The sequence below is a fragment of the Neglectibacter timonensis genome (genome assembly GCF_900048895.1).
GTDB lineage: Bacteria > Bacillota > Clostridia > Oscillospirales > Acutalibacteraceae > Acutalibacter > Acutalibacter timonensis.
Genome location: NZ_LT160639.1, coordinates 298,112 through 312,225, shown reverse-complemented (window position 1 = coordinate 312,225; position 14,114 = coordinate 298,112). Strand labels below are relative to the sequence as shown.

General features: G+C 53.1%; 13 protein-coding genes and 1 pseudogene. 7 read left to right on the top strand and 7 right to left on the bottom strand.

Translation table 11 applies throughout. The features are described 5' to 3' along the window. Nucleotides 1-64 precede the first annotated feature (64 nt). The 6 genes and pseudogenes from BN3911_RS17830 to BN3911_RS06515 all read right to left on the bottom strand — a co-directional run. Nucleotides 65-817 (bottom strand): annotated as a pseudogene (locus BN3911_RS17830) (DUF2238 domain-containing protein); the annotation flags it as partial. Between the two features lie 116 nt (nt 818-933). Then, nucleotides 934-1,287 carry a nucleotide pyrophosphohydrolase gene (locus BN3911_RS06535; protein ID WP_066863019.1) on the bottom strand — a complete coding sequence of 118 codons (354 nt, stop codon included), beginning with the start codon at nt 1,285-1,287 and terminating at the stop codon, nt 934-936. Nucleotides 1,288-1,391: 104 nt separating this feature from the next. Next, complete coding sequence (locus BN3911_RS06530; RefSeq protein WP_066863017.1) at nt 1,392-2,597, bottom strand: MFS transporter; 1,206 nt, start codon at nt 2,595-2,597, stop codon at nt 1,392-1,394. Between the two features lie 291 nt (nt 2,598-2,888). After that, nucleotides 2,889-3,224, bottom strand: a complete 336-nt coding sequence (locus tag BN3911_RS06525; protein ID WP_066863015.1) for a hypothetical protein — start codon at nt 3,222-3,224, stop codon at nt 2,889-2,891. A 44-nt stretch (nt 3,225-3,268) separates the two neighbouring features. Further along, nucleotides 3,269-4,627 carry a PFL family protein gene (locus BN3911_RS06520; protein ID WP_074039120.1) on the bottom strand — a complete coding sequence of 453 codons (1,359 nt, stop codon included), beginning with the start codon at nt 4,625-4,627 and terminating at the stop codon, nt 3,269-3,271. 95 nt (nt 4,628-4,722) lie between these two features. Further along, nucleotides 4,723-5,004 (bottom strand): ACT domain-containing protein, encoded by a 282-nt coding sequence (locus BN3911_RS06515; protein WP_066863013.1) that lies wholly within the window; start codon nt 5,002-5,004, stop codon nt 4,723-4,725. A gap of 187 nt (nt 5,005-5,191) precedes the next feature. Here BN3911_RS06515 and BN3911_RS06510 point away from each other — a divergent pair, with 187 nt between their 5' ends. The 7 genes from BN3911_RS06510 to ispE all read left to right on the top strand — a co-directional run bounded on the left by BN3911_RS06510 (nt 5,192) and on the right by ispE (nt 12,392). After that, nucleotides 5,192-6,433: a hypothetical protein gene (locus tag BN3911_RS06510; RefSeq protein WP_066863011.1), complete on the top strand. Its 1,242-nt coding sequence runs from the start codon at nt 5,192-5,194 to the stop codon at nt 6,431-6,433. Between the two features lie 261 nt (nt 6,434-6,694). Next, on the top strand, nt 6,695-7,555 hold the full coding sequence (locus BN3911_RS06505; RefSeq protein ID WP_066863008.1) for a metallophosphoesterase: 861 nt from the start codon (nt 6,695-6,697) through the stop codon (nt 7,553-7,555). Nucleotides 7,556-7,748: 193 nt separating this feature from the next. Beyond that, nucleotides 7,749-8,579 carry a histidinol-phosphatase HisJ family protein gene (locus BN3911_RS06500; protein ID WP_066863005.1) on the top strand — a complete coding sequence of 277 codons (831 nt, stop codon included), beginning with the start codon at nt 7,749-7,751 and terminating at the stop codon, nt 8,577-8,579. Nucleotides 8,580-8,656: 77 nt separating this feature from the next. Continuing rightward, nucleotides 8,657-9,145: an Lrp/AsnC family transcriptional regulator gene (locus BN3911_RS06495; RefSeq protein ID WP_066864242.1), complete on the top strand. Its 489-nt coding sequence runs from the start codon at nt 8,657-8,659 to the stop codon at nt 9,143-9,145. Then, complete coding sequence (locus BN3911_RS06490; RefSeq protein ID WP_338086345.1) at nt 9,141-10,307, top strand: pyridoxal phosphate-dependent aminotransferase; 1,167 nt, start codon at nt 9,141-9,143, stop codon at nt 10,305-10,307. The genes BN3911_RS06495 and BN3911_RS06490 overlap by 5 nt, the downstream gene beginning before the upstream one ends. A gap of 11 nt (nt 10,308-10,318) precedes the next feature. Continuing rightward, nucleotides 10,319-11,437, top strand: coding sequence for a DUF362 domain-containing protein (locus BN3911_RS06485; RefSeq protein ID WP_187127696.1), 1,119 nt, complete (start codon nt 10,319-10,321; stop codon nt 11,435-11,437). 100 nt (nt 11,438-11,537) lie between these two features. After that, nucleotides 11,538-12,392, top strand: coding sequence for a 4-(cytidine 5'-diphospho)-2-C-methyl-D-erythritol kinase (ispE, locus tag BN3911_RS06480; RefSeq protein ID WP_066862996.1), 855 nt, complete (start codon nt 11,538-11,540; stop codon nt 12,390-12,392). Nucleotides 12,393-12,522: 130 nt separating this feature from the next. Here the strand turns inward: ispE and BN3911_RS06475 are convergent, their stop codons facing one another. Then, nucleotides 12,523-14,091, bottom strand: a complete 1,569-nt coding sequence (locus BN3911_RS06475; protein ID WP_066862993.1) for an ABC transporter substrate-binding protein — start codon at nt 14,089-14,091, stop codon at nt 12,523-12,525. Nucleotides 14,092-14,114 lie beyond the last annotated feature (23 nt).

Here is a 14,114-nt window from a genome sequence, read left to right as displayed (position 1 = left end):
CATCCTCCGCGCCCAGAGGAATTGGCTCCAGCAGGCCGGGCTTTTCGCTGTCCAGCGGCGGCAGCTCATTTTCCTTCAGGCGGGGGATGAATTTAGGAGCAAATTTGCCTTTTCCACGGCCCATGATGTAGAGCATGCCGATGATGGAGAAGGTCACTGCGCCGATAAAGTTAACCAACAGGTCTTTCATGGTATCGTGCAGCCCGATGTCCAGATAACCGGGCCATTTTTCTCCGTTGACTACCACGCTGTCAATGGGGAGATATACTGCTGAATTGCGGCCATCCGGGTTTAGGCTCACCGTAGAAATCGCTGAAACCCAGGTATCTTTCTGCATATCGGTATGGAAGAAACAGTCCATTCCATACTCGAAGAATTCCCACAGCACACCGATAGTCATGGAGAAGCAAAAGGCCACTACTGCCACAAACACCGGGGAAAGACGCACCTTGAACTTGTGGGAACGGTTCAAAATATCCACCATGGCAATGCCGATTGCCGCCATCAGAAATCCGTTCATGGTGTGCAGCATGGTATCCCAGAAGGGGAAGATCAGATAGTATTCCTGGATTTCTCCCAGAATCTCGGCGGCGAAAATGAACAGCAGGATAATGACCTCAAGCGTGTTGGGCACGTCAATGTGCAGGCGTCGTTCCACAAAGCTTGGAATCATAAACAGCGTGAGCGTCAGGGCACACAGGAACACATCATAGTACTCCCGGTTGAAAATCTGCAGCACCATCACTGCAATGACCAGTGCCCGCAAGATGACGTACGCTGAGAAAAGCACAGGATGTGCTTTGATATCCTGCTTCATTTTAATCCGTGCTTCCTCACGGCGGGCCTTCTTTTGCTCAGCTGTCAATTTTTGTTTTTTTTGCTTAGCCATTTTTGGCAGCTCCTTTCATGATCTCCATCCCACGGGTTGCGCTATTACAAATAACTGCTGTGTTCTTTGACAAAATCCCTGCCCATGTTTCTGTCGTGTTTTTTGAGATAGGCTTCGGAGAACTCCTCTGGCGTGACGTGCAGGCACTCCAGCGTGTCCACATAGTACATCAGCACGTCGCTCATCTCTTCCAGAAAGTGGGCGCGTATAACGGGATCCTCCATAACGGCGGTTTCGCCCCGCTTTTTGAGAAGCGCCACCACTTCGCCGATCTCTTCTATCATCCATAGAAGTTTGAAATAGGAGCGGTCCGGCTGAATGGGTTCCCATTTTCCCTTGTATTTTTCCTGAAGCTCATCCTGCAGTTCCATCATGGTTCCCAAATCCAGCCCCGCCATAGAAACGTCCCCTTTAGTGCAAATTTTCTCCATCATAGCACGTTTTGTCAAAAGAAAAAAGATGGGGCGGAAAATTTCCCACAGGCTGTATTGGAAAAAAGCGATTACACGTTTCGTTTTTTGCGGAGAAGAAACTGATAGAAGGCCCCGAAAACAGGAGCGGCGGCCACAAGGCATCCCCCCAGGAGCCAGAGCGCCCGGGAGGCGCCAAGGGCATCGCCTACGGCGCCGGTAAGCGGGCTGGCGGCAATCATCAGCAAGCTGTACACCATACTGTCAACACTGACCAGAGTGGCCCTTTGGTCGCTTGGAAAATCATCATTGAGGGAGGCGTCCAGCCGCAAGGCGATGATGCTGTCCATGAACTGTGCCAGCATACCGCCCAAAAGAGCTGGGATCCACCAGCCAAAACCGGCGAGGACCGTTCCTATGCCGCTGCAGACAGCGCATAGTATAACGCAGGGGAACAGCCGTGCTTTCAGCTTTCCGCCAACCGCTACGCCTGCTGTCCCGGCAAAGCGCACCAACAGCAGCGCTCCTCCCAGAAATACGCTGGGCAGGCCGCTGTTCAGCAGATGCTGCTGAAGATACATGAAAGTGAGATAGATGGGCACGCCGGCGGCCGCACCTGAGAAGATTTTGCAGGCAGTGCGCGGATGCTCCCGGAGAAACCGGACGCTAAGGATCACATGCTCCTTTAGCCGGAGACCGAGCCCGGAAAAGGGACGCTCCGCACGCTGCCGTTGGCTTTGCGTGACGAGAGGCTCGGTCAGAGTCATAGCGGTAACGCCGCACACGGCGCTGAGCAGCGCGGAGACAGCATAAGCCCGAAAAAAGCCCAGCGCGGCCGCCAACCCGCCCAAAGCGCAGCTGATAGCGGCTGAAGTCTGAGAAAGTCCCAGCAGCCAGGCGTTTCTTTTGAGATACTGTTCCTGCAGGCCTGCTGCCTTCAGACTGTCATAAGTCAGGGCCTCCTGGGTTCCGGAACAGAGGTTGTACATGAGCGCCTGAAAAGCCATGGAGAGGCAGATACCGCCGAAGTCGGTGCTGAAAGCCATAAAAACAGCGGATGCCGACCCGCAGAGTCCGGCGGCGATCAAGGTTCGCTTGCGGCCCAGAAGATCCGCCGCCATGCCGGAGGGAATCTCGCAGACGAAGCTCACCAGATGGAATACACCCTCAGCGATTCCCACCTGTGCCAGTGAAAATCCCCGGTCAAGCAGGAACACCACCCACACGGCGTCGGTGATACGCAGGGAAAACAGAAAATTATAGAGATGCAGAGAAATAAATTGCTTTTTTAAGTTCATAAAGGACCACCCCGTTTGAAAGTTTAAAAAAAGGAAGTAAAAGGCGTCTTCAGCAGGGGATGGCAAAAGAAAAAGCCATGGGCAAATAAACCCATGGCAAAGTAACTTTGTCATAGATCTGCCTAAAAAAGAACGCACTTTCAGACGGAACGGCTCAAATGTTTCCCTGGGACTTCATCAAAACATCCAGCTTCCAGCCCATTGTGCGAACTCCTTTCAGCAAATCTTTATTCATTATAACAGTGATCACTTTAAAATGCAAGCGAAAACAGCAGTGAGAAATTTTCTGGATTAAACCTGCTCTATCCTTTTCAGCAGGATGGCCAACGCCCCCACGACTGCCTGCACGGAGGCGGCCATTGCCAGCCAACCGCTGTCAAACATCAGGGCCAGCCCGACCAATAAACAGATTACCGTGAAGAAGAGGAAGAGGTGAGCAGATTCCCGATAAGCCCGCCCCGTTTCCAGAGTTTTTTCCCGTTTCTCCTTCTCCAATGCCAGGATGACGGGGTCCAGCACGCGGCCTTTCTGCCGGAACTGCTGTACCGAATATACCAAGAAGAAGAGGGCGGCAAAGCAGAACGCCGCGCCTCCGGCCACAGCCTGCCCATTATCGTTAAGATGCATGAAATCGGCCTCCTCTTTCTGCTGTCTCAATCAGGAACAGCAAATCAGTTTTTTAAACTCTGCAAAGGCGCAGGAATTTTGCCCCCCCGCCCGATGAATTCCTTGGGGGAGGCGGGGTTCACGTCCATGATGGGGCCGCTGCCCAGCAGACCGCCAAAATCCAGTTCCTCGCCCGCTTTTTTACCTACGGCGGGAATGACGCGCACAGCGGTGGTTTTGGAATTCACCATACCGATGGCGGCTTCGTCCGCGATGATGCCGGAGATAATCTCAGCGGGGGTATCGCCGGGGATGGCGATCATGTCCAAACCCACCGAACAGACGGCGGTCATAGCTTCCAGCTTGTTTAAGGTCAGGCAGCCGCTGCGGGCGGCCTGGATCATGCCCGCGTCCTCAGTGACGGGGATGAATGCGCCGGAGAGCCCGCCCACGCTGGAGGAGGCCATCACGCCGCCCTTTTTCACCGCGTCGTTTAAGAGGGCCAGGGCGGCCGTGGTGCCGTGGGCGCCGCACTGCTCCAGACCCATGCCCTCCAGAATATAGGCTACGCTGTCGCCGATGGCAGGAGTGGGGGCCAGGGAGAGGTCCACAATGCCAAAAGGCACGCACAGCCTGCGGGAAGCTTCCTGGGCTACCAGCTGGCCCATACGGGTGATTTTGAATGCGGTGCGCTTGATGAGTTCGGCGATCTGGGTCAGATCGCAGCCGCCGCCGGATTTCTGGATGGCGGCCCGCACCACGCCGGGCCCGGAAACGCCCACGTTGATCACGCAGTCCGGCTCGCCGGGCCCGTGAAAAGCTCCGGCCATAAAGGGGTTGTCCTCAGGCGCGTTGCAGAATACCACCAGCTTCGCCGCACCGATGCATTCCCGGTCGGCGGTGAGCTCGGCGGTTTTTTTTACGATCTTACCCATTTTAGCCACGGCGTCCATGTTGATGCCAGCCTTAGTGCTGCCCACATTGATGGAGGAACAGACAAAGTCCGTCTCGGACAGGGCTTCCGGGATGCTTTCGATCAGCGCATAATCTCCAGGGCCAAAACCCTTCTGGACCAGCGCGGAATAACCGCCGATGAAATTGACCCCCACGGTTTTGGCGGCCCTGTCCAACGTTGCGGCAAAACGCACCGGGGAAGCTCCGGGACAGGCGCCGGACACCATAGCGATGGGAGTCACGGAGATGCGCTTGTTGATGATGGGGATGCCGTATTGACGGCTGATCTCCTCGCCGGTCTTCACAAGGTTTTCCGCGTACCGGCAGATCTTGTCGTAGATCTTCTGCGTGGCTTTTTCCACATCGGGATCGATGCAGTCCAGCAGGGAAATTCCCATGGTGATGGTGCGCACATCAAGATCTTCGTTGTCGATCATGTTGATTGTTTCCAGAATTTCGTTGGTATTCAAAAACTTCGTCACCCTTTCGGTGAAAATGTAGAGTGGTTGCGCCGTACCTGCCCGGCGGGCAGAATGCGGCGGCCTGGCCCATTATGTTTTCTGCTTTAGATCTTATGCATGGAATTGAAGATGTCCTCGTGCATGACATGTATTTTCAGATTGGCGCTTTTTCCCAGAACGTCGAAAGCGTCGGCCAGGTCTGCAATTTTATCCGTGGCGTCGGTGATGTCCACCAGCATGACCATGACAAACATATCCTGAAGAATGGATTGGGTTACCTCAAGCACGTTCACGCCTTTTTCCGCGCACATATTGGATACTTTGGCGAGGATGCCGACCATATCCTTTCCGATGACGGTGATGACGGCTTTTTCAATTTTGTTCATAGCTTGCTTCCTTTCCGCACGGGCTGATGCGTGCGTCGATTTGCTGAATGAAAAAATACTGGAATTATTATGCGTCAGAACTGGGGTTCTGTCAAGCGGGAAGAGGCCGCAACCATTGTCTTTCCCCGGCATATGTAGTAAAATAAATTAATAAAACAGGCGCTTGATTTTTTAGGAGGTGCAGGTTATGAAATTGCATAGAAAGCTCGTTTGTATCCTTCTGCCGGTACTGCTGTTTTCAGCCTGCAGCCCCGGCGGCAATTCTTCTTCCGGCGGCGAGGAGAGCAGAGTTCCTCCTGTGCAAAGCAGCTCAGCCTCTTCTGAAGCGCTGGAATCAGCAGCCCCGGAATTTGACGGAGTGGACTTCGCAGCGCGTTACCGTCAGGCCAAACAGAGGCTTGCAGAGGGAGAAAAAACCTCACAGCCAGTGCCCCAAGATCCGAAAGAGACGGGATTTGCCGTTGTATCTCTCGATGAAAGAGTTTATGGTATCAGCCAATATGCTTTTTTGCCGCTTGGGGAGCGGTCCCTGACGGAGGAGGAATTCCTGCAGCTGGCTCAGGCAATGGAGGGTGTTCCGGAGTGGGGGATCCTTACTCCCAAGTATTGCCGCACAGGCTTGATGGAAGGTAACGGCACGGCGGCGGCCGGACAAAATCGGGAGCTGACCCGGGAAGAAAAGCTCCGTTATGGGGCGCTGCGTCCGCTGTACCTGTACGAGGGAAAGCGGGCTGAGGAACGAACCGGGCAGGAGGCACCCCTCTGCGTGGAACTTTCTGGGGAAGAGAGCGGGGAAATTTATAGGATTTTGCCGGCAGCTTCCATGACGGACGAACAGCTTCTCCGCTATTTGGAAACAGAATTTCGAGAAGTTCCTCCGGAAATGTATCAGCCTTTGGTAGGGGAGGTTTCTTATCAGGAACTTCCGGCGGTGATAGAGGTTGCCGTTACCCGATACAAGCTGGGAGACGGCACGACGCCGGACTATCGGGCGGAACTGATTACCAGCGGAACTGAAACCAGAAATACAGACCGCGAATATTGGGGGATAGAGCTCTGCTTTCCGGAGGGGGATCAATACACCCTGTGCCTTTATGCGGCGGACGGTAATTTGACAAGCTGGATCCGTTGGCCCCCAGGGTATTTTGACGATCCGGATTTCAGCGGAATAAGACAGCTGCCGGAAGGCGGGCCGCGCAGTGAGGAAGAGGTGCTGGAAGCGGCGGTGGCCTATCTGCGTCAGATTGAGCCGGGCGAATGGGAGGTGACCGACTGCACCGTGTCGGAAAGCCAGGGGGCCGTCGGTCAATTTTATGGAAGTGCCAGCGAGGCGGAGATAAAGACCTCAACAGGAGTGCGGTTCAACATAACCGTCCTCAACTCCGATCTATCCATTTGCAATTTTATCGTGCGGAATGGGAAGGCGTAGACCGCTTTTCCATGGGAAAGGAAAGGGACGCGGGCCTCTTAGGGGAGCGCGTCCCTTTGCGCGCCGGGAGGGGATTTTCTGTTTCGCGCTTTCACCCATCTCTGCGCCCAACGGGCCGTGGGGATTCCCTGCTGCAGATAAGTATTGACGGGCAAACCCCCGTCAGTTTTACAGACAGCCCTTGTTGCGGACAATTCAATACTATGATACTATAAAATCAATAAACCAAAGCTGACCGGATCGAAGAAAGGAAGCGGCACAATGCTTGCAAAAAAGAAAAAAAGAATGACTGCGACGGCTGTTTTGGCGATCCTTCTTATAGCTTTGATTTCTTGGATATGGTGGGCCAATACAGCATTGGAGCTGAATATATACAGAATAGCAAGCGGCGGCCTTCCGGATGGTTTTGACGGCTACCGCATTGCCCATGTTTCCGATCTGCACAATGCAGAATTAGGTGAAGAGAATGAAGCGCTCCTTACTATATTGCATGATGCGGAACCGGACGTTATTGCAATCACCGGAGATTTGATAGAATCTCGGAATACAGATATAGAGATTGCGTTGCAGTTTGCCGCGAAAGCCGTAAAGATTGCTCCTTGCTACTATGTAACGGGCAATCATGAAGCAAGGATTTTAGAATACAGCGGCTTTGAAAACGGTTTGATCGAATTGGGTGTTGTTGTGCTTGAAAATGAACGTGTGGAGCTTGAAATCGCAGGAGAGGCCATTGCTTTGCTCGGCGTTCATGATCCAAGTTTCCAAAGTGATGGTATAACGCCGGACGAAACTGCTATTGACAGAGCTTTGGACAGCATCGTCGAAGAAAATGACGGATACGCTATCCTGCTTTCACATCGGCCCGAACTGTTTGATACCTATACTGAAAAAGGAATTGAACTGGTTTTATGCGGCCATGCTCATGGAGGACAGTTTAGACTGCCGTTTGTCGGCGGATTAGCGGCCCCCAATCAAGGGCTATTTCCCAAGTATGACGCCGGGCTCTATACAGAGAGAAACACTAATATGATTGTAAGCAGAGGGATCGGAAACAGTATCATTCCATTCCGCTTCAATAATCGACCGGAAGTCGTTTTGATAGAGCTGCGGGCGAAAGGATAACCTCCGGTTTATCGGGCAGTGGCCAGTTTCAGGCCGGCTGCTTCAATTTTATATGTTTTGACAAGGTGAGGCGAGGAAGGCCTGATATCAACACTTTTCCACAACGGCCCATTGAGATTCCGGCTTTTCTTTTGACAAAACCTATGCTATAATTACTTATTATTGATTTTATTTCGGAAAGGGGATTCTCAGGATGAAGCACCGTTATGCCAGCGACTGCCACAGCCATTCCGACTGCTCCTTTGACGGACGATCCTCAATGAATGCTATGTGTGAGCGGGCGCTGGAGCTGGGGCTCTTTTACTATACGGTAAGCGACCACTGCGAATGCAATGAATATAAATACACGGAATACCGCGGTACCGGATACCATGGCGTGGTGCGGAAGGCTTGGGCGCAGATGGACCAGTGCCGGAAGGATTACCCCCAGCTCCGGTTGCTGAGGGGGATTGAACTGGGCCAGCCCCTGCAGAACCCCAGTGCCGCAGAAGATGCCCTCACAGGCAGAGAATATGATTTTGTGATCGGTTCCCTGCACAATGTAGCGGGGGAAAAGGATTTTTACCACCTGGGGGAAGAAGGGCTTTCCCAAGAACGGATTGACGCGCTGCTGAATCGTTATTTTGATGAGATTCTCGCCATGATTTCCTGGGGAGGGTTTGACAGCCTGGCGCATATCACCTATCCGCTGCGTTATCTCTCTCTCCCTGGAAGTACCCCCAGTTTTGCCGGACATATGGAGCAGGTAAAAGCTATTTTTTCTGAGCTGATCCGTGGAGAAAAGGCGTTGGAGCTCAATACATCCCGCCTCCTCCGGCAGGACGTGCCGCGTCTTCCCGATCCGGAGCTGTTTGCCTTGTATCACGAAATGGGGGGGCGGTTGGTCACCCTGGGGGCGGACGCCCACTGTACAGAGGACTTGGCCCAGGGAATCGACGAAGGGATGGAGCTTTTGAAGCAAGCTGGGTTCACCGAGTTTGCCGTCTATCAGAACAGGACCCCTGTGATGCTGCCTCTGGAATGAGGCGGCGGGGAAAGGCAAACAGGTTTCGATTTGTAAAATGAGGTTACACCTAAGAAAGGAAGGCAAAGATTATGGCAATGGAACAGCTTTTGGAACTTTTGCAGGGCGAGGCAAAGCTCACTCCCGCACAGCTGGCAGTCATGCTGGGAGAACGGGAAGAGGATGTGGTAAAGGCCATTCAGAGATATGAAAAAGAAGGCGTGATCAAGGGATACCATGCCCTGATCAATTGGGAGCGTACCGATATCCACCGGGCGACTGCGCTCATCGAACTGCGGGTTTCCCCTCAGAAGGACACGGGCTTTGATGAGATTGCTGGCCGGGTCATGAATTTCCCCGAAGTGGAAAGCGTCTATCTGATGTCCGGCGGCTACGACCTGGCTGTGACGGTAACTGGCAAAACCATGTCCGACATCGCCATGTTCGTTTCTAGAAGGCTGGCTCCCATCGGCGGGGTACTGTCTACCGCCACCCATTTTGTGCTGACAAAATATAAGGACGGCGGCGTGGTTTTCAACAGCGATTACGAAGAATTTGACGAGAGGGGGAGCAATCTTTGTGATTGATTACAATTCCTTGGTCAACAGCAATGTAAAGAGAATCAAGCCCTCGGGAATCCGAAAATTCTTCGATATTGCCAATGAGATGGACGATGTGATCTCCCTTTCCGTAGGCGAGCCGGATTTCCATACCCCCTGGCATATCAGGGAGGAGGGAATCCATACTCTGGAAAAAGGACGGACCCGCTACACTCCCAACCGCGGCTTTTTGAAGCTGCGGGAAGAAATTTCCAACTATCTGAAACGGCACTATGGCGTATGGTACGAACCGGATGCAGAGGTGCTGGTCACGGTGGGCGGCTCCGAGGCCATAGACCTCTGCGTCAGAAGCCTGGTCAATCCCGGCGATGAGGTGCTCATTCCAGAGCCCAGTTTCGTCTGCTATGTACCCATTACGGAGATGGCGGGCGGTGTTCCGGTGATTATCGAGACTAAGCCGGAGAATGGTTTCCGCCTCACAGCGAAGGAGCTGGAAGAGAAGATCACGGAAAAGACAAAACTGCTGATTCTGCCTTATCCCAATAATCCCACCGGCGCCGTGATGCGCAGGGAGGATTTGGAGGCTGTGGCGGGGGTGGTGGAACGTCACAATCTGATGGTGCTCTCCGACGAAATTTATAGTGAACTGACGTATGGAACCGCACCTCATATTGCTTTTTCCTCCATTACGGGCATGCAGGAGCGTACCGTTCTGGTCAACGGGTTTTCAAAATCCCACTCTATGACGGGCTGGCGGCTGGGATATGCCGCCGGACCGAAGGAAATTATCGCCCTGATGACCAAACTGCACCAGTTTGCCATCATGAGCGCGCCGACCACCAGCCAGTATGCGGCGATTGAGGCGCTGCAAAACGGCGATGACGACATTGAGTACATGCGCTCTCAATACGATATGCGGCGCCGGTTGATTGTGGACGGCCTCAATGCCATGGGGCTCAAATGCTTTGAACCGGAAGGCGCATTTTATGTGTTCCCTTCTGTAAAGTCAACTGGCCTTACATCCATGGAATTCAGTGAAAAGCTGATCTATTCCAAGCGGGTGGCGGTTGTTCCCGGAGATGCATTCGGAGCCTGTGGAGAGGGTTTTGTGCGAATTTCTTATTCTTATTCCATCAAGCATATTACAGAAGCGCTGGAGCGGATGGAAGCGTTTCTCCGGGAGCTGTGAGGGATAAGGTGATGCTTCTGCGCTGTACCGGCTACGGCGCGGAAGAGTTAGATGAAAAGGTTGACGCTATCTTCCAGGAGCTGCATATTTACGAGGAGCTTTCGCCCGGAATGACTGTGGTGCTCAAGCCAAATCTGGTGATGACCTCTAAACCTGAGGAAGCCATCATCACCCATCCTGCGCTGGTCGCCGCGGTGGGGAAGTGTGTGCAGCGTGCCGGCGCGAAGGTTTTGATTGCGGAAAGTCCCGGAGGGCCCTATACGCCTATGACGATGAAGGCGGCCTTCCGGGGATGCGGTTATACGGATATGGCCGAGGCATGCGGTTTTTCCCTTTATACGGACTGTGAAAGCCGGGAGGTGCCGCTGCCGGGTGGGGTGCGCTGCAGGAGAATGGCGATTGTCTCCCCTTTTTTGGGAGCGGATTATCTGATTGATTTGGCAAAGCTGAAGACTCATTCCATGGTGGGTTTTTCAGGTGCAGTGAAGAATATGTTCGGCGCGGTGCCGGGCCTGAAAAAGCCGGAGCTGCACTGCCGGTTTCCGGAAAAGCCGGAGTTTTCGGAGATGTTGCTGGACTTGTGCGATTTTTTGCAGCCGGATCTCTGCATCACAGACGGGATCTGGGCCATGGAAGGCAACGGTCCCACAGGTGGAACCCGCCGCGATCTGGGCGTGCTCGCCGCGTCCAAAAGTCCCTATGCTGTGGATGTATGCTGCGCTAAGTTGGCAGGCCTGGAAGCAGGACAGGTGCTGATGCTGCGGTATGCAGCAGAGCGGGGATTGGTTCCCCAATCCATTGACGGGCTTGAATTGCTGGGAGATTCTTTGGAGAGCCTTTCTGTTCCCGATTTTCAAAAGGCTGAAGCGTCCAGTACGGACTTTATCGACCGTCTGCCGAGATTTCTGCGGCCTGCGGCAAAAAAGCTTGCGACGCCGTATCCGCGCATTGAGAAAAAAAGCTGTGTGGGCTGTGGGAAGTGTGCGGAAAGCTGTCCCCAGAACACGATAGAAATAAAGGACCATAAAGCAGAGATTGATTACCGCCGTTGTATTCGATGTTTCTGTTGCCATGAGATGTGCCCAAAGCATGTCATCGAAATCAGGCGGCTGAGACTGTTCAATGTTTAAGATCCGACGGGATGTTGGGGAACCGGATGGTAATTCTCTGTTTGAATCCAGGGGCGGTGTTTGAGCTGTCAGCCCGCTGCTGACCCAACGGAGTAAGAGGATGAAAGTAAAAGCATATGCAAAAATCAATCTGACGCTGGATATCACAGGCAGACGGGAAGATGGATATCACCTGTTGGATACTGTGATGCAGAGCGTCTCCCTTTTTGATGAGCTGGAGCTGGAACGCGGCAAAGAGCCTGGAATCCGGCTGCGCTGTGACAGAGAATACCTTCCTTTGGATACCAAGAACACGGCCTTTCGGGCAGCCAGATATTTCTTTGAGTATTGCGGCTTGCAGAAGGAAGGCCTTACGGTTTCGATTCAAAAGCATATTCCCAGCCGGGCAGGTATGGGAGGCGGCAGCGCCGATGGGGCAGCCGTGCTTTTGGCTCTGAATGAGATTTATGGGGCAAAGCTGAGTTTGGAGGCCCTCATGGGGTTGGGCGCGAAGGTGGGGGCGGACGTGCCTTTTTGCATACATGGCGGTACCTGCCGCTGCACCGGGGTGGGTGAACTGGTGCAGCCGGCGCCGGAGCTGCCGGATTGTTTTCTGGTGATCTGTAAACCTCCTGCAGGCATGAGTACCCCGCGTGCCTATGCGCTAGTGGACAAATACCCACTTTCCCGCAGCCAGGCGACGCCAAAGCTGCTGGCGGCGCTGGAAAGCGGCGATCTGCGACAGATCGGGGAAAGTCTCGGGAATCGGTTTGATGAGACCATGAAGCTGATGCAGGTGCGGGACATCAAGAAGGCCATGTTGTCCTGCGGTGTACTTGGCGCTATGATGACGGGTAGCGGTTCTGCTGTTTATGGGATTTTTGAAACGGAAGAAAAAGCCCGGAACTGTATGCAGGTGCTCGGGGGGAAGGGAGAGCTTTTTCTCGCCCGTCCGCAGCGGCGCACAGAGGTTTAACAAGGTTTAACGTACATGAGTTCTAAAATAGAGTAACAGGAGCGCGCCGCAGAGTTTTTCTGTGGCGCGCTCCTGTTACGGAGACAGAACGGACTCCGGCAGTCCAGATTTACCGGAACTGCCAGTCCATTCAGTTTAGTTCTGCAAGCCAGGCGTCCAGCTGCCTCTGTTTTTCGTCCATTACAGTCTGCAGTCCAGCGGCATAGAGGGCGTCGTTAAACTCTTTCAGTCCGCTTTCCGTATCCACTGCGCCGAAGGCGACATCCTTCTTGTACTGTTCAAAAACAGAGTTGAGCTGGGCTTCCTCTGTGGCCACAGAGGTGGAATTAAAGGTGAATCCGAAGGCCTTGGAGACCAGAAGATTATTATTGTATTCCCGGTACTGGTCCCAGATGTCGGCGGGGTTCCCCTGCCACGGATGACCGGCAAATTGATTGGGATAGGCAAAGCCGTAATCGTTGTGGTAACCGACGTTGTTGGAATCCACACCTTCTGGGAAAGCGGCCAGCCCGTCTTCGTTAATAATCCAGTCTTCTTCCTCAATGCCCCAGTTGATCAGGTCTTCAAAAGCCCCGCTCTTGTAGGTCCAGTTCAAAAACTGCATGGACTTTTTGGGGTCCTTGGAGGCGTTGGCAATGGAATATACGGTGGCATTCACGCCATTTGTGCTTTTCATAGCCTCTCCCAGCTGGATGACTTCTACGTCGTAGCCGGTTTGAGAACGTTTTTCCACATTGGTGTTGGGTTTGACATTGGTGATGTAAGAAAAACAGTTGCCCGCTTTCATCTTGATCTCGCCCGAATCCTGATTCACAGCGATATCCTGGGAGGAATAACCCTTCTGAAACCAGTCTCTTCCAATTTCACAGAATTTGCGGTACTGGTCGGATTCGAACCAGTTGGTGACGGTAGTGGTCTGGCCGTAGCTCTCCAGAACGCCGAAATTACTGCCCAAGTTGTCCATGTAGGAGTATTCCTGAAGCCCCATGATGGAGGTGCCGTCCAGGCAAATCATGCTGGGATAAGCCTCCTTCACTTTGGAAAACAGCTCGGTAATCTGGTCAAAGCTGGAGTAATCGTCGGTGGTAATGTGGAAATCTCCTACCTGGAAACCCAATTCATCGAAAATGTCCTTACGTACGACCAAACCAGCCGGAAAGGCCCGCTCTTTCATAGCGCCGAAGCCTACTAGAAAGTCGCCGATATAGGGTGTAAAGGCGTCGTCCTCTCCCAATACATCGATAATGTCTCGCGCTTCCTCCAAATAATCCGCACAGTTAATGATATACTGGGATTCAATATAGGTTGAAAACTGATTGGAGAACGCCGGGAAAAGGTCGAGGGATTCATTGGCCGCCAGCATCATGGAAATTTGAGAGAAATAAGTGCCAAACGTAAGGGGAATAAGCTTTACGGTCATGTTTAGTTCCTGTTTTGCCAGATCGCTGACCGCCTGTTCCACCTTCTTTTGGTTGGCGCCTTCCTGAGCCACTAGATAGAGAAAGTTTACCTCATATGACTCCTCGTCAAAATTGATAGTGTCGGATGTGGCTGGGCTTTGTCCGCCCTGAGAAGAGCCGTCTGTTTTGGCGGTGGAATCCTCGAGCTTGGAATTGTGAGCAGGGGTGCTTTGGCAGCCTGCGAATGTGGTGGCCAGCAACGCCAGCACCAGCAGGATACTGCATAATTTTTTTCTCATTGTCATTGTCCTCCTCTAAGGTT